General features: G+C 66.5%; 25 protein-coding genes and 1 pseudogene. 11 read left to right on the top strand and 15 right to left on the bottom strand.

The genetic code is table 11. The annotated features are described in order from the left end of the window. Positions 1 to 980, top strand: a 980-nt coding sequence (locus JHC57_RS11895; RefSeq protein WP_294030233.1) for a citrate synthase, incomplete at its 5' end; no start/stop codon positions are given. A 70-nt stretch (positions 981 to 1,050) separates the two neighbouring features. On the opposite strand, the gene JHC57_RS11890 is transcribed toward JHC57_RS11895, so the two are convergent. Genes JHC57_RS11890 through JHC57_RS11880 form a run of 3 tightly spaced genes read right to left on the bottom strand, consistent with a single transcriptional unit; the run spans position 1,051 to position 4,610 of the window. Continuing rightward, positions 1,051 to 2,421 (bottom strand): HAMP domain-containing sensor histidine kinase, encoded by a 1,371-nt coding sequence (locus JHC57_RS11890; RefSeq protein WP_294030232.1) that lies wholly within the window; start codon positions 2,419 to 2,421, stop codon positions 1,051 to 1,053. After that, on the bottom strand, positions 2,418 to 3,338 hold the full coding sequence (locus JHC57_RS11885; RefSeq protein WP_294030231.1) for a hypothetical protein: 921 nt from the start codon (positions 3,336 to 3,338) through the stop codon (positions 2,418 to 2,420). Before JHC57_RS11885 ends, JHC57_RS11890 begins: the two co-directional genes overlap by 4 nt. Before the next feature lie 57 nt (positions 3,339 to 3,395). Continuing rightward, positions 3,396 to 4,610: a hypothetical protein gene (locus JHC57_RS11880; protein ID WP_294030230.1), complete on the bottom strand. Its 1,215-nt coding sequence runs from the start codon at positions 4,608 to 4,610 to the stop codon at positions 3,396 to 3,398. Between the two features lie 236 nt (positions 4,611 to 4,846). On the opposite strand from JHC57_RS11880, the gene gyrA reads away from it, so the two are divergent. The 3 genes from gyrA to JHC57_RS11865 all read left to right on the top strand — a co-directional run bounded on the left by gyrA (position 4,847) and on the right by JHC57_RS11865 (position 10,074). Beyond that, the gene (gene gyrA / locus JHC57_RS11875) at positions 4,847 to 7,588 is read left to right on the top strand and encodes a DNA gyrase subunit A (RefSeq protein WP_294030229.1); all 2,742 of its coding nucleotides are present in this window, start codon (positions 4,847 to 4,849) and stop codon (positions 7,586 to 7,588) included. Further along, positions 7,585 to 7,893 (top strand): DUF952 domain-containing protein, encoded by a 309-nt coding sequence (locus JHC57_RS11870; RefSeq protein ID WP_294030228.1) that lies wholly within the window; start codon positions 7,585 to 7,587, stop codon positions 7,891 to 7,893. Before gyrA ends, JHC57_RS11870 begins: the two co-directional genes overlap by 4 nt. A gap of 117 nt (positions 7,894 to 8,010) precedes the next feature. Then, positions 8,011 to 10,074 carry an amidohydrolase family protein gene (locus JHC57_RS11865; protein ID WP_294030227.1) on the top strand — a complete coding sequence of 688 codons (2,064 nt, stop codon included), beginning with the start codon at positions 8,011 to 8,013 and terminating at the stop codon, positions 10,072 to 10,074. Between the two features lie 17 nt (positions 10,075 to 10,091). Here the strand turns inward: JHC57_RS11865 and JHC57_RS11860 are convergent, their stop codons facing one another. From JHC57_RS11860 to JHC57_RS11850, 3 genes are all read right to left on the bottom strand, one after another. Beyond that, positions 10,092 to 10,868 (bottom strand): hypothetical protein, encoded by a 777-nt coding sequence (locus JHC57_RS11860; protein ID WP_294030226.1) that lies wholly within the window; start codon positions 10,866 to 10,868, stop codon positions 10,092 to 10,094. A 127-nt stretch (positions 10,869 to 10,995) separates the two neighbouring features. Beyond that, the gene (locus JHC57_RS11855; RefSeq protein WP_294030225.1) at positions 10,996 to 11,556 is read right to left on the bottom strand and encodes a peroxiredoxin; all 561 of its coding nucleotides are present in this window, start codon (positions 11,554 to 11,556) and stop codon (positions 10,996 to 10,998) included. Between the two features lie 166 nt (positions 11,557 to 11,722). After that, positions 11,723 to 12,103, bottom strand: coding sequence for a glycine zipper 2TM domain-containing protein (locus JHC57_RS11850; RefSeq protein WP_294030223.1), 381 nt, complete (start codon positions 12,101 to 12,103; stop codon positions 11,723 to 11,725). Positions 12,104 to 12,269: 166 nt separating this feature from the next. Between JHC57_RS11850 and JHC57_RS11845 the strand changes: the two genes are divergently transcribed. Together JHC57_RS11845 and JHC57_RS11840 are read left to right on the top strand one after the other, a co-directional pair. After that, a complete protein-coding gene (locus tag JHC57_RS11845; protein ID WP_294030222.1) occupies positions 12,270 to 13,112 on the top strand; it encodes a TauD/TfdA family dioxygenase in 843 nt (280 codons plus the stop codon). 52 nt (positions 13,113 to 13,164) lie between these two features. Then, entirely contained in the window at positions 13,165 to 13,626 is a 462-nt protein-coding gene (locus JHC57_RS11840) for a host attachment family protein (protein WP_294030221.1), read from the top strand. On the opposite strand, the gene JHC57_RS11835 is transcribed toward JHC57_RS11840, so the two are convergent. Then, entirely contained in the window at positions 13,627 to 14,292 is a 666-nt protein-coding gene (locus JHC57_RS11835) for a lysoplasmalogenase (RefSeq protein ID WP_294030220.1), read from the bottom strand. Between the two features lie 75 nt (positions 14,293 to 14,367). Here JHC57_RS11835 and trmFO point away from each other — a divergent pair, with 75 nt between their 5' ends. Next, a complete protein-coding gene (gene trmFO / locus JHC57_RS11830) occupies positions 14,368 to 15,717 on the top strand; it encodes a methylenetetrahydrofolate--tRNA-(uracil(54)-C(5))-methyltransferase (FADH(2)-oxidizing) TrmFO (protein WP_294030234.1) in 1,350 nt (449 codons plus the stop codon). On the opposite strand, the gene JHC57_RS11825 is transcribed toward trmFO, so the two are convergent. After that, positions 15,714 to 16,181, bottom strand: a complete 468-nt coding sequence (locus JHC57_RS11825; RefSeq protein ID WP_294030219.1) for an EF-hand domain-containing protein — start codon at positions 16,179 to 16,181, stop codon at positions 15,714 to 15,716. The two genes, trmFO and JHC57_RS11825, sit on opposite strands and share 4 nt — an antisense overlap. 136 nt (positions 16,182 to 16,317) lie before the next feature. Between JHC57_RS11825 and JHC57_RS11820 the strand changes: the two genes are divergently transcribed. Beyond that, positions 16,318 to 17,223 (top strand): hydrogen peroxide-inducible genes activator, encoded by a 906-nt coding sequence (locus JHC57_RS11820; RefSeq protein WP_294030218.1) that lies wholly within the window; start codon positions 16,318 to 16,320, stop codon positions 17,221 to 17,223. A 765-nt stretch (positions 17,224 to 17,988) separates the two neighbouring features. On the opposite strand, the gene JHC57_RS11815 is transcribed toward JHC57_RS11820, so the two are convergent. The 3 genes from JHC57_RS11815 to pgsA are packed head-to-tail and all read right to left on the bottom strand — an operon-like array spanning position 17,989 to position 19,278. Then, on the bottom strand, positions 17,989 to 18,447 hold the full coding sequence (locus tag JHC57_RS11815) for a molybdenum cofactor biosynthesis protein MoaE (protein ID WP_294030217.1): 459 nt from the start codon (positions 18,445 to 18,447) through the stop codon (positions 17,989 to 17,991). Beyond that, the gene (locus JHC57_RS11810; protein ID WP_294030216.1) at positions 18,444 to 18,701 is read right to left on the bottom strand and encodes a MoaD/ThiS family protein; all 258 of its coding nucleotides are present in this window, start codon (positions 18,699 to 18,701) and stop codon (positions 18,444 to 18,446) included. Before JHC57_RS11810 ends, JHC57_RS11815 begins: the two co-directional genes overlap by 4 nt. Before the next feature lie 4 nt (positions 18,702 to 18,705). Further along, the gene (gene pgsA, locus JHC57_RS11805; RefSeq protein WP_294030215.1) at positions 18,706 to 19,278 is read right to left on the bottom strand and encodes a CDP-diacylglycerol--glycerol-3-phosphate 3-phosphatidyltransferase; all 573 of its coding nucleotides are present in this window, start codon (positions 19,276 to 19,278) and stop codon (positions 18,706 to 18,708) included. Between the two features lie 147 nt (positions 19,279 to 19,425). Here pgsA and JHC57_RS11800 point away from each other — a divergent pair, with 147 nt between their 5' ends. After that, complete coding sequence (locus JHC57_RS11800) at positions 19,426 to 20,721, top strand: MFS transporter (protein WP_294030213.1); 1,296 nt, start codon at positions 19,426 to 19,428, stop codon at positions 20,719 to 20,721. A gap of 532 nt (positions 20,722 to 21,253) precedes the next feature. Here the strand turns inward: JHC57_RS11800 and JHC57_RS11795 are convergent. The 3 genes from JHC57_RS11795 to nadC form a co-directional block, all read right to left on the bottom strand. After that, entirely contained in the window at positions 21,254 to 21,478 is a 225-nt protein-coding gene (locus JHC57_RS11795; RefSeq protein WP_294030212.1) for a hypothetical protein, read from the bottom strand. 94 nt (positions 21,479 to 21,572) lie between these two features. Beyond that, positions 21,573 to 22,295, bottom strand: a complete 723-nt coding sequence (locus tag JHC57_RS11790; protein WP_294030211.1) for a ribonuclease T(2) — start codon at positions 22,293 to 22,295, stop codon at positions 21,573 to 21,575. Then, positions 22,282 to 23,130: a carboxylating nicotinate-nucleotide diphosphorylase gene (gene nadC / locus JHC57_RS11785; protein ID WP_294030210.1), complete on the bottom strand. Its 849-nt coding sequence runs from the start codon at positions 23,128 to 23,130 to the stop codon at positions 22,282 to 22,284. Before nadC ends, JHC57_RS11790 begins: the two co-directional genes overlap by 14 nt. 105 nt (positions 23,131 to 23,235) lie before the next feature. Here nadC and JHC57_RS11780 point away from each other — a divergent pair, with 105 nt between their 5' ends. Continuing rightward, the gene (locus tag JHC57_RS11780) at positions 23,236 to 24,372 is read left to right on the top strand and encodes a nitronate monooxygenase (RefSeq protein ID WP_294030209.1); all 1,137 of its coding nucleotides are present in this window, start codon (positions 23,236 to 23,238) and stop codon (positions 24,370 to 24,372) included. A 35-nt stretch (positions 24,373 to 24,407) separates the two neighbouring features. On the opposite strand, the gene JHC57_RS11775 is transcribed toward JHC57_RS11780, so the two are convergent. Beyond that, positions 24,408 to 24,854: a peptidylprolyl isomerase gene (locus JHC57_RS11775; RefSeq protein ID WP_294030208.1), complete on the bottom strand. Its 447-nt coding sequence runs from the start codon at positions 24,852 to 24,854 to the stop codon at positions 24,408 to 24,410. Between the two features lie 158 nt (positions 24,855 to 25,012). On the opposite strand from JHC57_RS11775, the pseudogene JHC57_RS11770 reads away from it, so the two are divergent. Continuing rightward, positions 25,013 to 25,797, top strand: a pseudogene (locus JHC57_RS11770) (magnesium transporter); the annotation flags it as partial.

The raw sequence follows: 25,797 nt of genomic DNA, 5'->3' as shown, positions 1-25,797 counted from the left end.
ATTTCGACAATACGATCACGCGCCACACGATGCTGCACGAACAGCTCGCGACCTTCTATCGCGGTTTCCGCCGCGACGCGCACCCGATGGCAGTGATGTGCGGCGTCGTCGGCGCGCTCAGCGCCTTCTACCATGATTCGACCGAGATCCACGATCCGCACCAGCGCATGATCGCCAGCCATCGCCTGATCGCGAAGATGCCGACGATCGCCGCGATGGCGTATAAATATTCGGTCGGCCAGCCGTTCGTCTATCCCGACAACAAGCTGAGCTACACGGGCAACTTCCTGCGCATGACCTTCGGCGTTCCCGCCGAGGAATATGAGATCGTTCCCGCCGTCGAGCGCGCGCTCGACCGCATCTTCATCCTCCACGCCGATCACGAGCAGAATGCGTCGACCTCGACCGTCCGCCTCGCGGGTTCGTCGGGCGCGAACCCCTTCGCATGCATCGCGGCGGGCATCGCCTGCCTCTGGGGCCCCGCGCACGGCGGCGCGAACGAGGCGGCGCTCAACATGCTCCGCGAAATCGGCCGTCCCGAACGCATCCCCGAATATATCGCGCGCGCCAAGGACAAGGACGACCCGTTCCGCCTGATGGGCTTCGGCCACCGCGTCTACAAAAACTACGACCCGCGCGCGACCGTGATGCAAAAGACGGTGCGCGAGGTGTTCGAGGCGCTGAAGGTCAACGATCCGGTGTTCGAAGTCGCGCTCCAGCTCGAGGAAATGGCGCTCAACGACCCCTATTTCATCGAAAAGAAGCTGTTCCCCAACGTCGATTTCTATTCGGGCGTGATCCTGTCGGCGATCGGCTTCCCGACGACGATGTTCACCGCGCTCTTCGCGCTCGCCCGCACCGTCGGCTGGGTCGCGCAGTGGAACGAGATGATCTCGGACCCCGCGCAGAAGATCGGCCGCCCGCGCCAGCTCTACACCGGCGCGGCGCATCGCCCGTTCGTTCCGGTCGACAAGCGCTGAACGCTGCGGACATGAAAGCAGGAAAGGGGCCGTTCCGCGGCCCCTTTTTCTTTGGTTCGATCAATACGGGCTAGGCCGCATCCCGCGCCGGCAGGCTCAGCGTGAACCGCGCCCCCTGCCCCGGCGCGCTGTCGACCGTCAGGTCGCCGTCCATCGCCCGCGCCAGCCGGCGCGCTATATAGAGGCCGAGGCCCGAACCGCCGCTGTCGGTGCGACCGAGGCGTTCGAATTTCTCGAACACTACCGCCTGCTGGTCGGCGTCGATCCCCTGCCCCTGATCGGCAACGGTGATCATCGCGCGGTCGCCTTCGCGATCGACGCGGATCCATATCTGCGAATCCTCGGGCGAATAGCGGATCGCATTGCCGAGCAGGTTGAGCAGCACCTGCAATACGCGGCGGAATTCGCCCGTTGCCGGCATCTTGTCGTCGACGCGCGGCGCATCGATGCGGATGCCCTTTTCCTCGGCCTTCATGCCGAGCAGCCCGACCGCGCGGCGCGCCAGATCGCCGAGGTCGATCTCGTCGGCCGCAGCCTTGAATCCCGGGCGCTCGATATTCTGAAGATCGGCAAGATCGTCGACAAGGCCGAGGAGATGACGCCCGGCATGCGCGATATCGCCGGCGTAACGCGCGTAATCGGCGCGGATCGGTCCGTCGAATTGCCCCGAAATCGTTTCGGCGGTCGCGATGATACGGCTCAGCGGCCCGCGCAACGCGCCATCGATCCGGCGGCCGAATTGCGGGTCGGACAAGGGCAAGGAGCCGAAGGCGGGGTCGATCAGGGCACCGCCGTTCTTGGGCTCGACCGGCCTCGGCGCCTCGTCGACAATGGCGAGTCCGCGAAAGCCCGTGAAGCGTCCCGTCGCATCGAACAAGGCCTCGCCCGACAGGGTCATCGCCGTGTCGGACGCCTGAACGCGCTGCCCGTCGAAGCGCGACTGGCGCGCAAGCGCGCGCAGGACCGGAAAATGCCCGTCGTCGTCGGGCTGCAACTCGAACAGCTCCGACAGCGAACGCCCTTCCCAGCCCGCCGGCAATACCGGCGTGTCCGGCGCGGCGCGGAGCGCGACCAGACGGAGCTGCTGGTCGCATTCCCAGGTCCAGCTCTGCGCCGCCGCCGCGCTTTCGGCGACGGGCGGCATTTGCGGCAGTGCGATCGGCCGCGTCCGCCAGTCGGTGATCTCGAGGCTCGCGCCGTCGGCATCGGGCGTGATGCGGACGAGCGCATGAATATCGCTATGGTCGTCGGCGGTATAGAGCGGCCGGCTGATGTCGCGGTGGAGCCGCTGCGCAAGCGCGACGAGACGGGCGAGGTGCGGCAGTGCCAGCGGCTTGTCGAGCGCCGAACCCGCACGCTGCTGCAGACGGAGCAGCGGCGCGTCGGCGCTGACCAGCGCGCCCGACCGGTCGATTCGTCCGCGGATGATGCGCTCGCTCATCGATCGCGCCCGCCAGCCGGCTCGCCATGGTCGCCTTCGCCGACGGCGCGCGCCGGCAGCATCGCGAGCGATGCCTCGAGCGGCGCCAGCGCCGCATGATCGAGGCGCAGCGGGGCGAGCAGCGACGGCAGCGATGCCGTCTCGGCGGTCAGCAGCGCGAGCGCCATATCGTCATAGGAACGGCGATGCACGGCCGCGGCGAGCGCGACCAGCGTCGGCCAGTCGTGCCGATCGATCGCGATTGCGGCGGCACCGGGCAGGTCCGTCCCCAGATGTTCGGCATATACCGTGCCCGCATGCGTGATACCGCGCTCGCTCGCCTGAAACGCGGTCGCGGCCCGCACCGCGTCGCCGAGCGCGGCGGCGCGGTTCTTGTCCGCGCTTACCGCGGCCAGACGCCAGGCGGCGATGTCGAGCAACAGCCCGCGGAAGACGTCGGCATCGAGATCGGCAATCGCGAGCGCCGGATTCCCGAGCGCGTCGAACCGCCGCCGGTCCGCGATACGAAGCGCGAGATAGGCCCGTTCGGTGTCGGACATGCTCGCTTCGGCTGCCGGCTCTTCCGGAGGGGGCGCACCGGCCTCGGCCGGTGCCGGCGGCGGACTCGTCCGCTGCGCCGACTGTTCGCGCCAGCGATGCTCTTCAGCGCGTGCGAAACAGATGCCGGCAAGCCGCGACGCGCACGGCAGTCCGCCGCGAAGCCATTCGTCCCACAGCCCCGCCGGATCGATGGCCGGATCGAGCCGTGCAGCGACATCGTGTACCAGCCGGCGCGCGATCCCCAATGACAGCGCACGTTGTTCTTCGGTCAACCGTCCCGCTGCGGGCGCGGCGAGATAGTCCGCCAGCTCGCGCAGGCGCACCGACAGGGTCGGCGACGGCGGATCGATGCCGGGCGAGAAAACGGATTCACTCATGCGCGTCCGCGATAGCAGCATGTCGTTAATAGGCGTTAAACCTTGAAGCGCTTTGTTTTAGCGCGGGTCCGGGCGCCGCGCGAGCCGCAGCCAGAGCAATATCTGGAACAGCGCGAGCAGCGGCAGGATCGCGAACATCAGCGGCGCGAAGCCGAAGATCAACGCCGGCACGAGCATGATCCACGCCTGATCGGCATCGGGAAGCAGCCAGTGGAACCGCCGCCTCTCTCCCGAATCCTCATAGAGCGCCCGCGCGAGCAGGATCGTTGCGGCGAGGCACGGCGCCAGCGCGGCCTCCGAAAACAGGGGCATCCTGTGTCCGGGACCGGCAAGCGCCAGCAGCCAGGGAAAGACGCCGAGCAGCACCCACGCAAAGGTGCGGATAATATCGCGAGCCCGGTCCTGCGCCGCGCTTTCGGCGCGAAATGCCGACAGGAAGCGCATCGCGGTCAGCCCGAAACCCCCGAGGATCGCGACCAGTGCGCCCGCCGCGGCAAGCCCGCTCGCCGCCAGCGCGGCGACGCCGATCCACAGCAGCGCGGTGACATGGGGCAAATAGCGCGCGGTGTTCGGCGATTTGACCAGCAGCGGTCCGGCCAGCCGGATCAGCGGCATCATGATCGCCGAGCGGCCGAGCCCCATGCCGCCATATTCGACCTGCTGCAGGCTCGACTGCTCGATCAGCGCCGCCGTCGGACGATCGGTGACGATCGCGATCTCGCCCTGCTCGAACAGCGCCGGCTCGCAATAGAGCCGCCGCGCACCCGACTGTACGGCGAGGCGGAGCAGCGTCAGCATCATGTCCCATTCGCCGGGCATCGCGGCGAGTTCGGCGACCATCGGCTGCGAGATCGAGGCGAGCCCGCCCCAGCGCCGCGTCGCGTCGATCCGCTCGAACCCCTGCGTCAATACCGTGTCGCCGGTCACCAGGATCGCGGGCGACCCGGGCTTGGCGATCGCCGCATAATGCGTCCCCCCGGCACGAAGGCCGTCGGCGACGAGGATGATGCGGTCGTCGGGCTCGACCAGCGGAATCAGGTCGGCGGCGGCGCGAACCGGCGTCACCTTCATCCCGCGGCGACGGACACGGTCACAGGTGGCCAGAAGGTCGGCGGGAACCGCCGCGACGGCGACCGCGATATGCGTCACCCCGACGTCGGCCAGCCGCGCCGCCTGCCGCTCGAACAGCGTCTCGCCGGCCACCGTGACAAGCGCGCGCAAACTGCCATCGGGCAGCGTTTCGGACGCGCCGACCAGCGCGATCAGCGCCATCGGGGCCGGGGAAGTTCAGCAGCGGTCATCGGCGTGAAGCTTTAGGGCCGGGGAAGCGATTGGCAAGCCCCCGAAAAGGCGCGGGATGACGTCACGGCATCACCGGCGTGCGCCCCGCTTCCGGTGCTGTTTTCGCGTGCAAAAAAATGCCCGTAAAAGGACCGAATCGCTGGCCTTTTGTGCCTCCATCGGCTAGGCCGGAACCATCTCCCGATAAGCAGAAAAAAGGCCGGGTCTTGACCGAAGAAAATACGCCTGCGCAGCCGTCGGACGACGGCGTTTCGCCGATCAATATCGTCGACGAAATGAAGACTTCCTATCTCGATTACGCGATGAGCGTGATCGTCAGCCGTGCGCTTCCCGACGTGCGCGACGGCCTGAAGCCCGTGCACCGCCGCATCCTCTACGCGGCGCAGGAAGGCGGCTTCGTCCCCGGTCGTCCGTACAAGAAATCGGCGAAGATCGTCGGCGACGTCATGGGTAACTATCACCCGCACGGCGACAGCGCGATCTACGACGCGCTCGCGCGCATGACGCAGGACTGGTCGCTGCGCGTGCCGCTGATCGACGGTCAGGGCAATTTCGGCTCGATGGACCCCGATCCACCGGCGTCGATGCGTTACACGGAAGCGCGCCTCGCGAAGACCGCGATGGTGCTGCTGAACGATCTCGACAAGGACACCGTCGACTTCCAGCCCAACTATGACGCGAGCCGCGACGAGCCCACGGTGCTCCCGGCGCGCTTCCCGAACCTGCTCGTCAACGGCGCGGGCGGCATCGCGGTCGGCATGGCGACCAACATTCCGCCGCACAATCTCGGCGAAGTCGTCGACGCGACGCTCGCGATGATCGACCGCCAGCTCGAGGGCGGTGCCGACATCACGCTCGAGGAGTTGATGGCGATCGTCCCCGGCCCCGACTTCCCGACCGGCGCGATGATGCTCGGCCAGGGTGGCGCGCGGAGCGCCTATGCCACCGGGCGCGGCTCGATCATGATGCGCTCGACGCATGTGATCGAGGAAGGCAGGAACGACCGCCAGTCGATTGTTCTGACGTCGATTCCCTTCCAGGTCGGCAAGTCTGGTCTGGTCGAGAAGATCGCCGAGGCGGCGCGCGACAAGCGCATCGAGGGTGTCGCCGACATCCGCGACGAATCGAACCGCGAGGGCGTGCGCGTCGTCATCGAGCTGAAGCGCGACGCCACGGCAGAAGTCGTGCTCAACCAGCTCTGGCGCCATACCCCGGCGCAGTCGAGCTTCCCCGCCAACATGCTCGCGATCCGCGGCGGCCGCCCCGAAATGCTCGGGCTCAAGGACATTCTTTCGGCCTTCATCGCCTTCCGCGAGGAGGTGATCACGCGCCGCTGCAAGTTCGAGCTCGCGAAGGCGCGCGACCGCGCGCACATCTTGCTTGGCCTCGTCGTCGCGGTCAGCAATCTCGACGAGGTCGTCCGCATCATTCGCGGCTCGACCTCGCCCGCCGCCGCGCGCGAGGCGCTGCTCGCGCGCGAATGGCCGATCGGCGAGATCGCGCCCTATATCCGCCTCGTCGAGGCGATCGAGGGCGAGATGGAGGAGAGCGCGACCTATCGCCTCTCCGAAATCCAGGTAAAGGCGATCCTCGACCTCCGCCTCCACCGCCTCACCGCGCTCGGCCGCGACGAAATCGGCAAGGAACTCGGCGAGTTGGCGACCGAGATCGAGGAACTGCTCTCGATCCTCGCCGACCGCGTCAAGCTCTATGGCGTGATGCGCGAGGAACTCGTCGCGGTGCGCGAGGAATTCGCGACGCCGCGCAGGACGCTCGTCGCCCCCGCCGCCGACGGCATCGACGACGAGGATCTGATCGAGCGCGAGGAGATGGTCGTCACCGTCACCCTCGACGGCTATATCAAGCGCACCCCATTGGACACCTTCCGCGCCCAGCGCCGCGGCGGCAAGGGCCGCGCCGGCATGGCGACGAAGGACGAGGATGTCGTCACCGAGCTGTTCGTCACATCGACGCACACGCCGGTGCTCTTCTTCTCGACCGCGGGCAAAGTCTATCGCATGAAGGTGTGGCGCCTGCCCGAGGGCGGGCCCGCGACGCGCGGCCGCCCGATGATCAACCTGCTGCCGCTGGCGCAGGGCGAAACCATCTCGACCGTGCTCCCGCTGCCCGAGGACGAGGGCGAATGGGGCAAGCTGCACGTCATGTTCGCAACCGCGAAGGGCAATGTGCGTCGTAACAGCATGGACGCTTTCACCAACGTGCCCTCGAACGGCAAGATCGCCATGAAGTTCGAGGGCGAGGACGAGGACGACCGGCTGATCGGCGTCGCCCTCCTCGACGAAAGCGACGATGTGCTGCTCGCCACCCGCCAGGGCAAGGCGATCCGCTTCGCCGGCGACGACGTCCGCGAATTCCAGAGCCGCAACTCGACCGGTGTGCGCGGCATGCGCCTCGCCGACGGCGACGAGGTCATCTCGCTCTCGATCCTCCACCGCGTCGGCACGAGCAGCGAGGAGCGCGAGGCCTATCTGCGCGCCGCGCCGTGGAAGGATAACGAGAACGAGCCGACGCTCGCCGGCGAGCGTATGGCCGAACTCGCCGCGCGCGAGCAGTTCATTCTCACGGTCTGCGCCAACGGCTACGGCAAGCTCTCGTCGGCCTATGAATATCGCCGCACCGGACGCGGCGGTCAGGGGATCACCAACATCGACAATATCGGCCGCAACGGCCCCGTTGTCGCGAGCTTCCCCGCCACCAAGGTGCACCAGCTGATGCTCGTCACCGACCAGGCGAAACTGATCCGCATGGGGCTCGATTCGATGCGCGTCATCGGCCGCGGCTCGGCGGGCGTGCGCCTGTTCGACGTCGCGAAGGACGAACATGTCGTGTCGGCGGCGCTGATCGAGGAAAGCGACGAGGAAGAGGTCGAAGGCGCCGGAACCGAAGCCGAAGCCGAAGCCCCCGCGACGGAAGCGCCCTCGGAATGACCCCCGCAACGGCCTTCAAGGTGCTCACCGCACAGCAATGGGCCGATTTCGAGCGCGAACGCGTGTTTCGCGGCGCACCGGTGGATATCGCCGACGGCTATATCCACCTGTCGACCGCCGAACAGCTCGATGCGACGATCGCCAGATATTTCGCGGGCCAGAGCTGCCTGATGATCGCCGAGGTGGACCTGAACCAGCTCGGCGGCGCGGTCCGCTGGGAACCGGCGCGCGGCGGCGACCTCTTCCCGCACATCTATGCCGAGCTGCCGATCCATGCGGTGGTGAGCCTGCAACGGCGCGACTGACGCGGCACGTCCGTCCGGCACCTCGATCGAACGCCGATCGTCGCCCGTCGCATCTTGCTTCGCGCGGCCGAATTCCCCTACCACCGTCGGCCTGTCCGTCCTTGGGGGAACAAGAAGATGCGCCTCGTTTTGCTCGCCGCCCTGCTGGCCTCGGCCGCGCCCGTCCTTGCCCATGAAGCCGCGGCACCCGCCGCGCAATCGAAGCCGGTGCCCAGGGAGGAGCTGCTGAAGCCACCCGCCGACGCGGCGCATTATGTCGTCGTGTCCGAAGCCGGCCAGCACGGCAACCAGTGGCGCTGGCAGCTCCCCGACGGCCGCACCGCCTATCGCTGGTCGCAGGAACTGCGCGGCTGGATCACCGAGATGGATCAGGTCACGAGCTTCGGTCCCGATGGCACGATCGCGGCGCTCACCATTCGCGGCGTCACCATGTCGGGCGACGCGGCCGAGGAATATCGCGTCGCGAACGGCCGCGCGACGTGGAAGACCGCGACCGACGCGGGCGAGGCGCCCGCCGGCGGCTGGTATATCCCCGCGGGCGGCGTCGGCATCGCCAACGCGCCGATGATCGACGCGCTCGCCGCGGCGGGCGACGCGGGGCTGAACTTCCTGCCGGGCGGCAAGGGCCGGATGACCTTCGGCCCGACGCAGGTGATCCAGGGGCCGGGCGGACCCAGGACGGTCCAGCTCGCCTTCATCAGCGGCATCCTGCCTTCGCCCCTCCCCGTCTGGCTCGACGAGAACAAGCGCTATTTCGCCGACATCAGCTTTATTTCGGTGATTCCGGCGGGCTATGAAGGCGCGCTGAAGCAATTGCGCGACACGCAGGAAAAGGCGACGGCCGACGCCGTCGCCGGCATCGCCCGACGCTTCCTGACGCCCGCCGCGAAAGCCCCCGTGCTGTTCGACAATGTCCGGCTGTTCGACGCCGACAATGGCGCCTTTCTCGCGGACCGCGCCGTGCTGGCGCGGGATGGCAAGATCGCCGCCATCGGCGCCGCCGGGTCGCTGAAGGTGCCCGCCGGAACGCGGACCATCGACGGGCGCGGCAAGACCCTCGTGCCGGGCATCTGGGACAGTCACCTCCACATCGGCGACGACTGGGACGTGCTCTCGAACATGGCGAACGGAATCACCAGCTTCCGCAGCCCGGGGACGAACTTCGACCGCGCGGTCGAGGCGACGAAGCGCCGCGCCGACCATAGCCTGCTGATGGGCGAACCCTTCATCTCGGTCATCATCGACAGGAAGGATCCGCTCGCGGCGCAAGGCGCCGAGGTGGTGAGCAGCGCCGACGAAGCTATCGCCGCGGTGCGACGGGTCAAGGATGCCGGCCTCTGGGGCGTCAAATTCTACACCTCGATGAACCCCGCGTGGATCGCCCCCGCCGCCGCCGAGGCGCACCGGCTCGGCCTCCACGTCCACGGCCACGTCCCCGCAGGCATGAAGCCCAGCGAAGCGGTCGCAGCGGGCTATGACGAACTCACCCATCTCAATTTCGTCGTTATGGAATCGATGCCGCGCGAGGTGATCGACAAGGCGAACACGCGGATGCGGATGGAAGGGCCGGCGCGCTACTTCAAGGATGTCGATCTCGACGCCCCCGTGATGGCGGGTTTCGTCGCCGACCTCGCGAAAAGGAAGACCATCGTCGATCCGACGATCGTCATCTTCGAAGGCATGCTGACGCAGGACGGCGGAAAACCGCAACCGGCCTACGCGCCCTATATGGGTATCATCTCGCCGGTCCTCGAACGCTCGGTCTTCACCGCGAGCGGCTATCCGCTCGTCGAGGGCCTGACACGCGACGATTATCGCAAGAGCTACGCGAAAATGGTCGATCTCGTCAGCCGGATGCACAAGGCGGGGGTGCCGATCGTCGCCGGCACCGACGGCTGGGGGATCGAACTGATCCGCGAACTCGAAATCTACCGGCAGGCGGGCTTCACCCCCGCCGAAGCGATCCGGAGCGCGACGATCATCCCGGCGCGCATCGTCGGCGCCGACAAGCGCACGGGTTCGATCGCGGTGGGCAAGGAAGCCGATATGGTGCTCGTCGACGGCGATCCCTCGATCGATCTCGGCGCGCTCCGCCGCGTCGTCACGGTCGTCAGCGACGGCTATGTCATGGATGCGGACGAACTGCGGAAAGCGGCGGGTTACAGCGGCAGGCCGAAGTAGCCGGCGGCAACGCGGGTCTATTGCCGCCTCGTTCCGTAATCGATCCGGATCCGGACCCAGGCGCCCACCATCAACTGTCCGCCGCGGCGCGGCGGCCGCACCTGAAACTGCCACGCCGCGGCGAGTACCGCGCGCGTGATCTGCGATCCGTTCGGATATTCGTCGAGTCCGACGCAATCCTCGACGCGATAGCCGGGTGCCGTGCGGCAGGCGATCAGCCCCCAGCCCGGGCCGGTTGCAGTCGACAGATAGCCGCGGAGCTCGCCGTCGCTGGGTTCGCGGTACCAGGCCGCGGCATACATCGGCTCGCCATTGGGGGCCGTGCCTACGCGTTCGGTATCGCCGTAGGCTGGCGATCCGCCCGTATTGGGCGGGCCATATACCCGCCCGGGACGCGGAGGCGGGGCATTGTCCGGAACCGCCTGTGAGGGTGTCGGCGCCGGCGTCGCCGGCGCTGCCTTGGGTTCGGCGGGAAGCGGAGGCGGCGGCAGCGGCTGAGGCGGCGAAGGGGCCTCGGGCGTCGGTTGCGGCGACGTGGGCTCTTCTTCGGCCGGCTCGCGCGTCTTGCTGGCCGGCTCGCTCGCCTCTTCCGAAATCTCGCTGGCCTCGAGGCTCACCACCGTGACGCGCTCTTCCTCATGGTCGGGCTGTTTTATCACCCCGAACGAGAGCAGCAGAAACAGCATAAGCGCCGGGATCAGGACGGCCAGACTTATGGCAATCGTGCGGCGGCCCAGTCCGATGCTGAGCGGTTCGACATTGGGAGTGGCTGGAACAGGGCTCAGCTGAAGCAATCTTTTGGTGGTGGCGTGCGCTGGTCAACGTGCCCGTGGCATGTTCGCCGTCGATAGTGGGGGTGCCACATTTTGACAAGCGCGAGCCCCGGTCGCCCGCCGCAATATCCAGCCTCCCCGACGGAGGCTAGCGCTGCCGCGCCTTCCATGCCCGGACCGCCGCCATCGTCTTCTCGATATGCGCCTGCGGTTTGGAATCGGTGTAACTCAGCAGGATCGTGCCGTTCGGCGCGATCACGAACGATGTCCGGCTCGATATTGCCGCCTGGCCCGGGCGCTGCAGGACCGCATCATATTTCGTCGCGATCTTCGCGCCGGGATCGGCGGCGACGGCGAATTTGTCGCGGCATTCCGATCTGGAAAATTCGGCGACGCGTTCGATATTGCCCGCCGTCACGCCGACGACGCGGGCGCCCAGCCGGTTGAAGTCGTCGCTCGACTCGGCGAACAGATGCGCCTCCATCGTACAACCCGGCGTGAAGGCGGCAGGGAAGAAATAGAGCACGACCGGCCCCTTCTTCAGCGTCTGTTTCAGCGACAGGCTGAACGGCTTGCCGCCCTCCGCCGCGTTCAGCGTGAAATCGGGCGCCTTTGCTCCTTGCTGAAGCGCGGCGATGCCCTGCGCCGGAAGGACCGCGAGCGACAGGCCGAGCCCCGCCGCGAATGCGAATTTCATCAGGATCTTCATCTGCGGTCTCCAGCGCGAACAGCGGCAACATGTTATGCCGAGGCGTCCGTTCTACCGTCCTCATCGCGAACCGCAATCGGTCTGAATCCGCAGCGAGCCGCCGCCGCGCCGCTGCGCATTCCCTGCGCGGCAACGCGGCGGTTCCGTCCTCCGGATCCTTGACCGATCAGCAGCGGCGACCGCCGCGATCGATCTCGCGTCCGATCAGCGCGCCGGCTGCGCCGCCGATGATCGTGCCCGGAACGCGGTCGCCGTACCGGTCGACTTCGCGGCCGAGCAAGGCACCTGCGGCACCGCCGACGATCAGGCCCGTCGTTCCGCTGCCGCGGCGGCAATAATAATTGCGGTCGCGATAATGGCTGCGCCGGTAATCGCGGCGATAATCCCGACGATAGTCGCGCCGGTAATCGCGATACCGGTCATGGTCGCGATGGCCGTAATAGCCGTGGCGATGGTGCCGGTCGCGCGCATCCGCCTCGACCGGCATTGCCGCCAGGGCGCTGGCCCCTATCAGCGCCGTCAACGCCAGTTTCTTGAGCAGGAACATCTGTCTTCTCCGTCCTTGCCCCCCTTATGACCAGAATAGGAACCAAAGATGGCGCGTGGCTGAACTGCCGCTTCATCTTCCTTCCCGGCGCATCGGCTCGGCGATCTTTTGGGGCGGCCTGCCGCGCGCGATTGACCGTGCGGGTCAATCGGCGCAGCATCGCCCCATGACCCTCACGATCACCCCCAGCGGCCAATCCTGCGGCGCGCGTGTCACCGGCGTCGACCTGACCCGGCCTCTCGATGCCGACGCGGTCGCGGAAATTCGCGCCGCATGGCTCGACCATCATGTGCTCGCCTTCCCCGACCAGAAGATGGACGAGGACGATCTCGAGCGTTTCACGCGCTATTTCGGCGGTTTCGGCGAAGACCCGTTCATCCGCCCGATCCCGGGCCGCGAGCATATCATCGCGGTGAAGCGCAAGGCCGACGAGACCGCGCCGCTCTTCGCCGAGAACTGGCACAGCGACTGGAGCTTTCAGGCGCGTCCCCCTGCGGGCACCTGCCTTTTCGGCATCACGATTCCGCCCGTCGGCGGCAACACCGAATTCGCGAACCAGCACGCCGCGCTCGACGCGATGCCCGCCGCGCTGCGCGCGCGCGTCGATGGACTGCAGGCGATCCACAGCGCGCGCGCCGGCTATGCCCCCTCGGGCATGTACGGCGCGAACGACAAGGGCCGCAGCATGGATATCCGCTCGGACGCCGAGGCGCTCGAAACACGGCTTCACCCTTTCGTTCGCGCGCATCCTGAAACGGGGCGAAAGGGCCTGTTCGGCTGCGCGGGCTATATCATCGGTTTCGACGGCCTCGACGACGCCGAGGCCCTGCCCCTGCTCTACGAACTCATCCAGTGGCAGGGACGCGAGGAATTCCGCTACAGCCATGTGTGGGAACCCGACATGCTGATCATGTGGGACAATCGCTCGCTGCTCCACCGTGCGACGGGCGGCTACGACGGCCATGATCGCCTGCTCCACCGCACGACGATCGCGGCGTGGGACGGATAGCGAAACTTCGCGGTCGACCCATGCGTTGCTCCCGTCAGAAGGAGCAACAACCATGACCCTCCCGCACAATGCCCTCATCCTGGTCGCCGACGGCCGCAAGGCGCTGTTCCTGCGCAATCAGGGCGACGGCCGCCAGATCGACCTGCGCACCACCTCGCACCAGGAGCGCGAGGATCGCAAGGACAGCGACATCAAGACCGATGCCTCGGGCCAGTCGGCCGCCCCGGCGGGAACCGGCCTCGGCGGCGGTACGATGGGCGAGCCCGATTTCCACCAGCAGGAGGAAGACCGCTTCGCGCGCGAGCTGGCCGACAAGGTCAACGCGATGGCTCTTGCGGGCAAGTTCGACGCGCTCGTCGTCATCGCCCCCGCGCGGACGATGGGGGAGCTTCGCCCGCTCTGGCACAAGGAGGTCGGTGCCCGCCTCGTCGGCGAGCATGTCAGGGAAATGACCGACCGGCCCGTTTCCGATATCGAGGCGCTGCTTGTCGGCGAGGCGGCCCCGCCGTCCTGATCAGGCGCGCGCCTCTTTCGACAAGCTGCTCACCACGCCCCACGCGATCAGGGCTTGTCCGCCGAAATAGAACGGCCAGACCAGCCAGAGCGTGACGTCCTTCGACAGCACTCCGCCCTCGCCCGCGAAGATGAAGAGGTCGCTCGTGAGGAACAGCATCGCGCCGATCCCGGTGCGGTAGCGCGGGAAGCGGCTGGTCCACGCCGCGGCCGCCATCGCCGCGACGAACAGCGAATAGACGGCGGCGTGCCACCAGCCGGGCGCGGGGCTCAGCATGCCCCAGACGATCGCCAGCGTCGCGGGCATCGTCAGCCAGCCGAGCAGCCGCTGCGACGGAGTCGGCTCCGCCCGCCGGTTCGTCAGATAGAGGGTGATCGCGATAATGTGCCCCACCACGAACGCCACCGCGCCCGTCTCGAGGCCCTTCGCATCGAGCAGCCAGTCGCCGAGCGCCCCGAAACCGAGCGCCGCCGCGATCATCCAGCCGGTCTTCCCGCGCGCATTCGCCGCGGCCCACAGCGCCAGGAAGCCGACGCCGCTCGTCTTCCATGCCCAGATCGCCGGGCCGTCGAGCCGCTGGAACACCGCGATGAAAAAACTGATCCCGCCGAGGAGCGCCAGCCACCACAGCCACCGCGCCCGATCCCAACCCTGTTCGCCGCCCATCGCCCGCCCCTTTGCATCTTGCCTTCAATCGGCCTAGTGCGCGGCGAACGAACTGCAAGTCAACGTTTAGGGTAAATAGTGGCGCACGACATTCACATCATCGGCGGCGGCCTCGCGGGCTCCGAGGCGGCATGGCAGCTCGCCGAGGCGGGTTACCGCGTGCGCCTTTCCGAAATGCGTGGGGGCGGCGATATGACCCCGGCGCATCAGGGCGACACGCTGGCCGAGATGGTGTGCTCGAACAGCTTCCGCAGCGACGACGGCGACAGCAACGCCGTCGGCCTGCTCCACCGCGAGATGCGCACGCTCGGCTCGATCATCATGCGCGAGGCCGACGCCACCAAGGTGCCCGCAGGCTCCGCGCTCGCGGTCGACCGCGACCTCTTCTCGGGCGGCGTGACCCGGGCGCTGTCGGAGCATCCGAACGTCACCGTCGTCCGCGAACGCATCGACACGCTGCCGACCGAAGGCCTCACCATCGTCGCCACCGGCCCGCTCACCGCCGCCGGCCTCGCGGAAAGCATCGGCACCGCGACCGGCAAGGACGCGCTCGCCTTTTTCGACGCCATCGCCCCCATCGTCTACCGCGACAGCATCGACATGGACGTCGCATGGATGGCGAGCCGCTGGGACAAGGTCGGCCCGATCGGCGACGGCAAGGACTATATCAACTGCCCGATGGACAAGGACCAGTATCACGCCTTCGTCCAGGGGCTGGTCGACGGCGAAAAGACCGACTTCAAGGACTGGGAAAGGGACACGCCCTATTTCGAGGGCTGCATGCCGATCGAGGTGATGGCCGAACGCGGCGTCGAAACGCTGCGCTTCGGCCCGATGAAAGGCGTCGGCCTCGACAATCCGCGCACCGGGCGCTGGCCCTATGCGGTCGTCCAGCTCCGTCAGGACAATGCGCTCGGCACGCTCTGGAACATGGTCGGCTTCCAGACCAAGCTCAAGCACGGCGCGCAGGTCGAGCTGTTCCGCACCATCCCCGGCCTCGAAAAGGCCGAATTCGCGCGCCTCGGCGGCCTCCACCGCAACAGCTTCATCCGCTCGCCCGAACTGCTCGACTCCCAGCTTCGCCTGAAATCCGCCCCGCATATCCGCTTCGCGGGGCAGATCACCGGCTGCGAGGGCTATGTCGAGAGCGCCGCGATCGGCCTCGTCGCCGCGCGCTTCGCGATCGCCGAACTCGGCGGCCGCACCCTGCCGCCGCCGCCGCCCGAAACCGCATTGGGCGCGCTGCTCGGCCACATCACTGGCGGCGCCGACGCGTCATCCTATCAGCCGATGAACGTCAATTTCGGCCTCTTCCCGCCGCTCGCCGAGGATGTGCGCAAGAAGGACCGCAAATTGGGCTACACGCAGCGCGCGGGAACGGCGCTCGCGGAGTGGATGAAGCTGGCGGAAGGCGTCGCCGCCTAGCAGCTGCACTTCGCTTTCGCCGCCCGCTTCGGCGCGGTCGTCGCGAATTCGGCCCGCGTCAGGTCGCCCGACCGGTCCTTGTCGGCACCGGCGAAACGCTCGCCCGTCGCCGCCGCCCATTCCTCGAAGGTCAGCAGATTGTTGCCGTCCCTGTCGAGCTTGCGGAACGCCGCGGTGCGCGACGACATCAGCTCGACGCGGCTGATCCGGTCGTTGCGGTCGCGGTCGAAGCGGTTGAAGCGCCGCTCCTCGCGCGACGCCTCCTTCGCCGCGGGCAGCGCCGGCGGCGCCGGCCCGCGCCTCGGCGCGTTCGCCGCCGCGACCGGGATCGCCGGCAAGGCGGGCGGCGGATCGGGCAGCACCTCTTCCCCGGCGATCTGCGTATGGCCCTTCCACAGGAACAGCCCGCCGGTCAGCAACAGGGCGCTCGCCACGCCGCCGATCAGAAATCGGGAAATCGCCATCCACCCCTCCGCGCTCGTCGATCGCGCATAGCTATCACGGCCGGGCGCGGGGCGACAGGAATCGCCGCCATAATGGCCGCGAATTTCAATCGAAATTCCCTCTCGAAATCAGCCAGGTAATTGCTACATTCGATCAATGCACAATTACCTCCCGTCGCTGAAGCAGATGCAATATCTCGTCGCGCTGCACGAGCACGGCCATTTCGGCCGCGCCGCCGATGCGTGCAACGTCACCCAGTCGACGCTGTCGGCGGGCATCCGCGAACTCGAAACCCTGCTCGGCCAGACGCTCGTCGAGCGCACGCGTCGCGTCGTCCGTTTCACCATGCTCGGCAATGCGATCGTCGAAAAGGCGCACCGCGTGCTCCGCGAGGCCGAGGAACTCGCCGACATGGCCGCCGCCGCCGCGGCGCCGCTCGTCGGCGAACTGCGCATGAGCGTGATCCCGACGATCGCGCCCTTCCTGCTCCCGGGCCTGCTCCCGCGCCTGCGCAAGGAACGCCCGTCGCTCAAGCTCTTCCTCCGCGAGGAGCCGAGCGCGCAGGCGTGCGAGTCGCTTCACCACGGCACCGTCGACTGCGTGCTGCTCGCGCTCCCCTATGCCTGCGGCGACGTCGAGAGCGAACCCTTGTTCGACGATGCGCTGTTCGTCGCGTTCCCGGGCGACCGGTCGGAGGATCTGCCCGCGATGGTCAGCGCCGATCAACTCGATCCCGCACAGATGCTGATGCTCGAGGACGGGCACTGCCTGAAGGATCATGTCCTCGCCGCGTGCAACCGCCCCGAACTCCGCGCCGGCGCGCGCATGATGGGCACCTCGCTGCACACGCTCGTCCAGATGGTCGACAACGGCCTCGGCATCACGATGCTGCCGCAAATGGCGATCGAGGCGGGCATCCTCGATCACACCGACATCGACACGCGGCCGCTCGATTCGGAGCATGACTGGCGGACGATCGCGCTCGTCTGGCGCAAGGGCAGCCCCCGCGCCGACGAATTCCGCCTGCTCGCGGACATTTTCCGCAAGCATCAGGTGAATTGAGGCACCGCGACCTTTTTTGCCCCGCGCCGGCGGATGGCGGCTAACGACCGATGGCGGACGCTGAAGTATAGGTTATACCTCGCATCGTGAGACGGTTTGCCTATCCCTTGGTCTTTCTCGCCGCCGGCTGTGCGAGTTCCCCGCACATGGAAAACAAGAGGGGGGAGCTTGTAGTTTGGGGTATGCTAAAAAATCGCAGCTTTGAAGTGCTCGACGAATGGGGTTTGAATGGGAGCGCGACTGCAGATTTGAACATAACGCGTGTAGATTCCGGGCGTGCTCCGTCGCGGATACTTAAAATTCGCTATATTGCTCACTCATACATCAAAGAAGGCGTCGAAATGCGCTTTCGGTTGCAGAGGTCTAAAAATGGCGAATATCTGGTGTGCACCGAAGGCGGTCGCGGTTACATCTGCTCCTAAAGTTTCGTCAGGTTCATCATTGGACCCAATTCGACCGATTGCGGACATGGCACCGCCATCCTATCCTCTCGATCAATATCGAGCAGGGGAGCAGCGTGGAAGCGATTGGAATAGTAATCTGGTGCGCTGGCCTAGTGGCAATCGCATACACAAGCAGATATTTTCTTCCTGACTGGTGGGCGATGGTCAGAAGTCGTGAGCGTCCAAAAGGTTATAAGCGCAAAGCGGATATGGGCGCGCTGGTATTTATGGCGATTGGACTTTGCGGGATTGGCATCATGTTCGTGCTGGACAGGCTTGCAGGGCCATAACTAACTGTCCGCTCCCCACTCCTGAACCGCATTCACCCGCCCCCGACGGGCTGCTCCCACCGCTCCGCGCGGCCATGATCGCCCTCGCGCGGTTCGACCCACCGGGTGCGCCCATCGGCAAAGGTCTCGCGCTTCCACAGCATCACGTCGGTCTTCAGCCGGTCGATCAGAAACTCGCACGCCGCCAGCGCTTCGGCCCGGTGCGGACTGCTCGCCAGCACGAGCACGATCGTCTCGCCCGGCACCATCGCGCCGACGCGGTGGATCAGCGTCAGCGCCGAAAGCTTCCAGCGGTCGGCCGCGGCGTGGCCAAGATCGGCGAGCCCCGTCGCCGTCATTTCCGGATGATGTTCCAGAAACAGTTCCGCCAGCCCGTCATCGCCGCGCACCCGCCCGATGAAGCTCGCGCTCGCGCCATGGCCGCCGGCGTCGTGCAGGTCGAGTTCGGCGGGAACATCGATCGCCGACGACCGGATCAGGACGCGGATCATCCCCCGGTCACCGGGGGAAACAGCGCGATTTCGCGCGCGCCCGACAGCGGGGCGTCGGGCCCCATCATCACGCCGTCGATCGCCGCGCGGATGCGATGCGGTTCGGCAAAGGCCAGCGCGCCGCGATCGTCGCGCGTCGCGAGCCAGGCAACCAGCGCCGCGACGTCGCCGATGCTTTCCGGAATGTCGACGGTCTCGCCGCCGACGCCCATCCGCTCGCGAACCCATGAAAAATAGGCGATATCCAGCGCCATCGGCTCAGTCCATATGCTTGAGGCCGACGCGCAGATAATCCCACCCGGTAATCAGCGTCAGCACCGCGGCACCCCAGAGCGAGGCGAGCCCGACGATCTTGATCCACTCCATCGCGGGCAGCGCGCCCGCGAGGATCAGCGCGCCGAAGGCGACGAGCTGGAAGGTCGTCTTCCATTTGGCGAGTTGCGTCACCGGCATCGACACCTGCAGGGTCGCGAGGAATTCGCGCAGCCCCGACACGATGATCTCGCGCAGCAGGATCATCAGCGCGGCAATGACATGATATCCGGCGATATCGCGCGTGAAGACCAGCAGCAGGATCACCGCCGCGATCATGATCTTGTCGGCGATCGGATCGAGGAAAGCGCCCAGCCGCGACACGATGCCGCGCGAGCGTGCAACATAGCCGTCAAAATAATCGGTAATGCCCATCAGGCAGTAAAGGCCGAAGGCGAGCGCATAATCGATCGCCAGCGGCTGGTGCGTTCCTTCGCGGACGCCCGGCCAGAGCAGGAAAAGCAGGATGGGCACCGCGAGGATGCGTGACAGGGTCAATATGTTGGGAAGGCTCAGCATGATCCCTGTCGGCGTGTCCGTTCCAGAATGGGGCCCAAAATCGGCTTTGACCCGGCCAGCCCTAACCGATAAGCCGCCCGTGCGACAACCATATTGGCTTTTCGGGGCAGCGGTTATCGTCATGTCGGGCTACAAGATGGAATTTCAATGACCGGTTCGTTTGCGCTGCTGAATCAACGCCGGTTCCTCCCTCTCTTCGTCACCCAGCTCCTCGGCGCGTTCAACGACAATCTCTTCAAGAACGCGATGGTGCTGTTCGTCGTCTATGGCGTGTTCAACAGCGAAGAACAGGAAACGCTGTTCAGTGCGGTCGCGACCGGCCTGTTCATCCTGCCCTTCTTCCTCCTGTCGGCGCTCGCGGGGCAACTCGCCGACACGCGCGACAAGGCGCGGATCATCCGCATCGTCAAATTCTGCGAAATATTGATCATGCTCGTCGGCGGGCTCGGACTCGTCCTCGCCTGGATGGGCTTCGCCGTTCATCTGATCGCGATCCCGCTGATGATGCTCGCGCTGTTCGCCATGGGGATTCACTCGACCTTCTTCGGCCCGATCAAATATGCGATCCTGCCGCAGCATCTCGAGAATGACGAGGTGCTCGCGGGCACCGGGCTTGTCGAGGCGGGCACCTATATCGCGATCCTCGCGGGCACGATCCTCGCCGGGGTCATCGACGTCGAATGGGCCGCGCTCGGCGTCGTCCTCGTTGCCGCGCTCGGCTACTGGACGGGGCGCAAGGTGCCGCCCGCACCGCCCGAGCATGAGGAAACCGGGATCGACTGGCACATCATCCGTTCGTCGGTCGCGCTCGTCCGCGGCACGATGCACATCCCGCGCCTCTATCTCGCGATCCTCTCGATCAGCTTCTTCTGGACGATCGGCGCGGTGTTGTTCATCCAGTTCCCGCCGCTCGCGAAGAATATCCTCCACGCCGACAAGAGCGTCGCCAGCCTGTTTCTCGCCGTCTTCTCGATCGGGATCGCGATCGGATCGGTCGCGGTGAACCGGCTGCTGAAGGGCGAGGTGTCGGCCCGCTACAGCCCCGCGAGCGTGCTCGTCATGGCGGTCTTCGTCGTCGCCTTCTATTGGGTCTGCCGCAACTGGGGCGCCGAACCCGCGGGCGCGCTCTACGACATCGGCGGTTTCCTTGCCCACGACCGCGTCATCCCGCTGCTCCTCAGCCTGCTCGGCATCGCGGTCAGCGGCGGCATGTTCGTCGTCCCGCTCTACGCCTTCCTGACCACGACGGTCCCCAAGGACCAGACCGCACGCACCGTCGCCGCGAACAATATCGTCAATTCGGGCGCGATGGTCGCGGGCTCGCTTCTCGCGATGGGGCTCGGCTTCGCCGGCGTGGGTACCGTCGACCAGTTGCTGATGAGTGCCGCCATGTGCCTGATCTCGGCCTGGCTCGCGGTCAAACTCCACCGCGCCTGCGATTGAGCGGGCGCCCCCCGCGCCCGACTTGGGGTGGGAAGCGGGCATTGCCCATTAGCGTAAGTTAGCGAGCATTCCTCCGCACGGCGCCGTCTCGTCTGAAACTCCGGAGCGCTGCGTTACTACCACTGATTTATTACCAATCTGGACTTGGACCGGCAGCTTCGTTTGGTCCGCTTCCATAAACTCGACAACGAGCTCGGTAGGTGACGACCACCTCAGATTCACCCCCCAACTGCACTCGTTTCGCGTGGCTCCGTATAGCTCACCTGCAGCAACAGTGTCGTCTGTTCCTGCGCGTGATGGCCGCAGTTTAATCTCGTATCCGAACGCAGTCGTTGCGCCACCGTTCGTCTCGAACAGAATGGCGCGGGTAGTTCCGTCAGGTGAGGTAACCGACGCGACCTCATCGCTGCTGGGCTCGCCAGTCAAGTCGATACAGCCGCAGAGCAGAAAAACTGTGGGTAGCAGAATGATGGGGCGCATCAGGCAAGCCTGCCACGGCGGCGGTATGTCCGCAATCGGTCGATCCCAGCCCTCAGACCAGAAACATCATCGTCGCGGTAAAGAAGATCGCGAAGCTCTGAAGAAACAGCCGCAGGTCATTGCCCGAAAAGATCGTCACCGGCTCGCGATGCGCCGCTAGCGCGCTCCGCAATTCACCCTGCCAGTCGACCGGCGCAAAAAACCGGGCGATCGTCACCTGCCGGGCGCCATGGTCGCGAATGCGGCTGCGGATGTCGATATGTCCGTCCGAGTCCATGCACCCGAAGCTAGGCCGATGTTAACGAGTCGATAAGGTTAAAAGATCGTTAACGCGGCGGCGTCCCGCCTTGGCACGTTTTGTCGCCCCGGATTTAAGGCGCTGGCATCGCGCGAACGCGAATCCGCCGTCCGTCCTTCGCTCCGTACTGGAACGGCTTGCAGCGCGCGGGTTTCATCCGCGGCCCCAGACAAAGCCGCACTTCGCCGAGCCATCCCTGCCGGTCGGCCGACACGGCGATCATCGGCGCCGTCACCCCCCGATTGACCGCGGCAAACGCCCGGCGGATATCCCCGGCGGTCCGGGGCCCTGCCCCGAGCGCCTTCATGTCCGGGAAGCGCACCGCGCGGAACAGGATCGCGGCCGACCGGAAATAGGCGGCGGGGTCCGGGCTCATGCACGTCCCGTGCTTCGCCCATTCGTGCTGAAGGAGCTGCGCCGACGGGGTCATGCACATATGCTGTTTCAGGACGGGTTGCGGGACGATCTTCGCGGGGCGGCACCACTGCGGATAGCCGGGATGGTCGGTCTCGGGCCACAGCCCGTGCAGCACCCACCCGAAACGCCCGTTCTCGCCCGAACACTGGAAGCGGTCGCGCGCATCCTTCGGGTTGCGGACGCCGGCGCAATGCTGCGGCGACCAGCTCATGCTGAGCAGATAGCCGGTGATCGCCGGATTGCGCGCCGGTTCGCCGCGCTTCGGCTGTTCGAGTCGCGGCACCGGTACGCGGTCCGGCGCCGAGCAGGCGGGCGCCTGTGCCTGCGCCGCGACCGGCATCAGCACCAGCGCCAGCGCGGCGGCGCTAGGCCAGCGCAAAGTCGAGCCCGATGTCCGCCGCCGGCGCCGACTGCGTCAGCCGTCCGACCGAAACATAGGTCACCCCCGTCGCGCCGATGTCGCGGATCGTGTCGAGCCGGACGCCGCCCGACGCCTCGGTCGGCACCTTGCCGCCGACCAGCGCGACGCATTCGCGCAATTCGTCGAGGTCCATATTGTCGAGCAGCAGGTGCGTCGCTCCCGCGCGCAGCGCGGGCTCGACCTGCGCCACGCGATCGACCTCGACGATGATGTCGGCGATTCCCGCGTCGACCGCGCGCCGCACCGCTTCCTCCACCGAACCCGCGACCGCGACATGATTGTCCTTGATCATCGCCGCGTCCCACAGGCCCATGCGGTGATTCTTCGCGCCGCCCATCCGCGTCGCATATTTCTCCAGCACGCGCAGGCCGGGGATCGTCTTGCGCGTGTCGAGCAGGGTGGCGCCCGTACCCGCGAGCGCATCGACATATTGCCGCGTCATCGTCGCGATTCCCGACAGATGCTGCACGGTGTTGAGCGCCGACCGCTCGGCCGTCAGCATCGCGCGCGCATTGCCCGCGAGGCGCATCAGGTCGCTGCCGGCGGCCACCGCGGCGCCTTCCTCCACGAGGATTTCGATCTCCATCCCCGGTTCGAGCGCCTGAAAGAATCGCTCGGCGATCGGCAGCCCCGCGACGGTGATCGCATCGCGGCTGTCCATCACCCCGCCGAAGCGGGCATCGGCGGGTATCGTCGCCATCGAGGTGATGTCGCCACCCGCGCCCAGATCCTCGGCCAGCGTGGCGCGGACAAAGGCATCGAGGTCGAAATCGGGAAGGGAAAATCGGGTCATGTCCTCTGCGATAATCGGCTCGCCCGGCAAATCAACTTGACGTTTACGTCAACTGGCGCTGACATGCGCGATATACGCGAAGATCGACAAAATCGGAGAGGTCCAATGCAATCCCCCATCTGCACGATGCTCGGCATCGAATTCCCCCTCCTCGCCTTCTCGCACTGCCGCGACGTCGTCGTCGCCGTGTCGAAGGCCGGCGGCATGGGCGTCTTCGGTGCGGCCGCGCTGCCGCCCGAACGGCTCGAGGAAGAGCTGGCGTGGATCGACGAACATATCGGCGGGCGCCCTTACGGTGTCGACCTGATCGTCCCGAACAGCTTCGAGGGCAAGGGCGACGTGCCATCATCCGGCGCCGCGAAAGTGCCCGAAACCCACCTGCAGTTCGCCGCCGACCTGCTCGGTAAATTCGACGTCGATGCTGCCGGGCTGGAGGCCGCAATGGAAACGCGCCAGAGCTTCGGCGACAATATGCACGAGGACGGCGCGGCAAAGCTGCTGGAGGTCGCCTTTCGCCATCCGATCAGGCTGATCGCCAACGCCCTCGGTGTCCCGCCGCCGCTGATGCTCGAACTCGGCAAGCGCCACAACGTCCCCGTTGCGGCGCTGGTCGGCACGCGCGACCATGCGCTGGCGCAGGTCCGCGCCGGCGTCGATATTCTCGTTGTCGCGGGCGGCGAAGCCGGCGGCCATTGCGGCGAGGTCGCGACGATGGTGCTGGTCCCCGAAGTCGCGGCGGCGGTCGAGGCCGTGGGCGCGACCACGGCAATTCTCGCCGCAGGCGGCATCGTCACCGGACGCCAGATGGCGGCCGCCATGGCGATGGGCGCGCATGGCGCGTGGTGCGGGTCGGTCTGGCTCACTACCGCGGAGGCCGAAACCAACCCGGTGGTGAAAGAAAAGATGCTGGCCGCTTCGGCGCGCGATACCGTGCGCTCGAAAAGCCGCACCGGAAAACCCTCGCGCCAACTCCGCTCGCCTTGGACCGATGCGTGGGAGGCGGAAGGCGCCCCCAAACCACTACCCATGCCGCTGCAATCGCTGGTCAGCGAGCCCGCGCTACGCAAGGTCGATAAATTGTCCGAGGGCGGCCACGAAGGCGCGAAGGCGCTTGCGACCTATTGGGTCGGTCAGGGCGTCGGCCTGATGAACGAGGCGATGGGCGCTGGCCAGGTTGTCCAGGCATTCAAGGAGGACTGGGTTGCCGCCTGCGAACGACTCAACGCATTTATCGGCGACTAGGCAAAAAAGTCCCCGCCGAAGCGGGGACCTGAAAATCAGCTAACGGTCGCCTTGACGATCTTGCCGGGTTCACGCGGCGGTTCGCCCTTCGGCAGCGCGTCGACATTTTCCATGCCTTCGGTCACTTCGCCCCAGACGGTATACTGGTTGTCGAGGAATCGTGCGTCTTCGAAGCAGATGAAGAACTGGCTGTTCGCGCTGTTCGGGTTCTGTGCGCGGGCCATCGAGCAAACGCCGCGGACGTGCGGTTCGCTGCTGAATTCCTGCGGCAGATCGGGAAGCTGGCTGCCTCCCATGCCGGTGCCGGTCGGGTCGCCGCCCTGAGCCATGAAGCCGGGGATGACGCGGTGAAACACCACATCATCGTAAAAGCCTTCCTTGGCTAGCGTCGATATCCGCTCGACATGCTGCGGCGCAAGGTCGGGGCGAAGGCGGATGACGACATCGCCGGTCGACAGCGAAAGCGTGAGGGTGTCGGACATATTGAAACTCCTGTGGTCTGGCGTTGGCGGTGCCATAGCCGGACGCGGCCGCCAAGGCCACGCACTAATTGTCGAAAAGCCGGTTGCGGCGTTGCCATCGGCCGGCTGCAGCACTAGGGGAAGGCTCGGGCGCCGCATGAAACCAGGGAGACCGCGCGATGGACAAACGCGAAGATTCCCTGCCACCGGAAGATGTCGTGGTCGCCGACGACCGCGATCGCGAAGCGGTTGTCCGCGAAGCCGAAACCGAACTCGACGAAGACGACCGGCTGAAACCCGAGTTCGTGCGTGACGTGATCGACCTCGCCGAGGCGGGCGAAGGGGAAGCCGCACGCGAACGCGTCGGCCGCCTCCATCCCGCCGACATCGCCGACCTGTTCGAACTCGCGCGCACCGACGAGCGCCCGATGCTCGCCGCCGTGCTCGGCGACATGCTTTCCGCCGACGTGCTCGCGGAAATGAACGATTATGTTCGCGAGGAACTGATCGATCTTCTCGCGCCGGAGCAAGTGGCCGAACTCGCCTCCGAACTCGATACCGACGACGCGGTCGCGATCATCGAGGACATGGAGGAAGACGAGCAGCAGGCCGTCCTTCAAGCGATGGAACCCGAGGATCGCGCCGCGATCGAGGACGCGCTCTCATTTCCGGAGGAATCCGCTGGCCGCCTGATGCAGCGCGACCTCGTCGCGGTGCCCGAACATGTGACGGTGGGCGACGTCATCGACCGCTTGCGCGAAGGCACCGACCTCGCCAGCGATTTCTGGGAAATCTTCGTCGTCGATCCGATGCACAAGCCGGTCGGCACCTGCCAGTTGAGCTGGATATTGCGTACCCCGCGCGACATTGCGATCGGCGATGTGATGAAGCGCGAGCAGACGCTGATCCCGGTCGACATGGACCAGGAAGAAGTCGCGCTGCGCTTCCAGAAATATGCGCTGAT

Origin of the sequence: Sphingopyxis sp., from assembly GCF_016463645.1 — a bacterium.
Lineage (GTDB): Bacteria > Pseudomonadota > Alphaproteobacteria > Sphingomonadales > Sphingomonadaceae > Sphingopyxis.
The sequence above is the reverse complement of the archived record's forward strand: the minus strand, read 5'-3'. Positions and strand labels throughout refer to the sequence as shown.

Coding starts and splice junctions, on each gene's coding strand:
- JHC57_RS11890 (WP_294030232.1), bottom strand. CDS start 2,421: ATGAGCGAGCGCATCATCCGCGGACGAATCGACCGGTCGGGCGCGCTG.
- JHC57_RS11885 (WP_294030231.1), bottom strand. CDS start 3,338: ATGAGTGAATCCGTTTTCTCGCCCGGCATCGATCCGCCGTCGCCGACC.
- JHC57_RS11880 (WP_294030230.1), bottom strand. CDS start 4,610: ATGGCGCTGATCGCGCTGGTCGGCGCGTCCGAAACGCTGCCCGATGGC.
- JHC57_RS11870 (WP_294030228.1), top strand. CDS start 7,585: ATGACCCCCGCAACGGCCTTCAAGGTGCTCACCGCACAGCAATGGGCC.
- JHC57_RS11865 (WP_294030227.1), top strand. CDS start 8,011: ATGCGCCTCGTTTTGCTCGCCGCCCTGCTGGCCTCGGCCGCGCCCGTC.
- JHC57_RS11855 (WP_294030225.1), bottom strand. CDS start 11,556: ATGAAGATCCTGATGAAATTCGCATTCGCGGCGGGGCTCGGCCTGTCG.
- JHC57_RS11850 (WP_294030223.1), bottom strand. CDS start 12,103: ATGTTCCTGCTCAAGAAACTGGCGTTGACGGCGCTGATAGGGGCCAGC.
- JHC57_RS11845 (WP_294030222.1), top strand. CDS start 12,270: ATGACCCTCACGATCACCCCCAGCGGCCAATCCTGCGGCGCGCGTGTC.
- JHC57_RS11840 (WP_294030221.1), top strand. CDS start 13,165: ATGACCCTCCCGCACAATGCCCTCATCCTGGTCGCCGACGGCCGCAAG.
- JHC57_RS11835 (WP_294030220.1), bottom strand. CDS start 14,292: ATGGGCGGCGAACAGGGTTGGGATCGGGCGCGGTGGCTGTGGTGGCTG.
- JHC57_RS11825 (WP_294030219.1), bottom strand. CDS start 16,181: ATGGCGATTTCCCGATTTCTGATCGGCGGCGTGGCGAGCGCCCTGTTG.
- JHC57_RS11820 (WP_294030218.1), top strand. CDS start 16,318: ATGCACAATTACCTCCCGTCGCTGAAGCAGATGCAATATCTCGTCGCG.
- JHC57_RS11815 (WP_294030217.1), bottom strand. CDS start 18,447: ATGATCCGCGTCCTGATCCGGTCGTCGGCGATCGATGTTCCCGCCGAA.
- JHC57_RS11810 (WP_294030216.1), bottom strand. CDS start 18,701: ATGGCGCTGGATATCGCCTATTTTTCATGGGTTCGCGAGCGGATGGGC.
- pgsA (WP_294030215.1), bottom strand. CDS start 19,278: ATGCTGAGCCTTCCCAACATATTGACCCTGTCACGCATCCTCGCGGTG.
- JHC57_RS11800 (WP_294030213.1), top strand. CDS start 19,426: ATGACCGGTTCGTTTGCGCTGCTGAATCAACGCCGGTTCCTCCCTCTC.
- JHC57_RS11795 (WP_294030212.1), bottom strand. CDS start 21,478: ATGGACTCGGACGGACATATCGACATCCGCAGCCGCATTCGCGACCAT.
- nadC (WP_294030210.1), bottom strand. CDS start 23,130: ATGACCCGATTTTCCCTTCCCGATTTCGACCTCGATGCCTTTGTCCGC.
- JHC57_RS11780 (WP_294030209.1), top strand. CDS start 23,236: ATGCAATCCCCCATCTGCACGATGCTCGGCATCGAATTCCCCCTCCTC.
- JHC57_RS11775 (WP_294030208.1), bottom strand. CDS start 24,854: ATGTCCGACACCCTCACGCTTTCGCTGTCGACCGGCGATGTCGTCATC.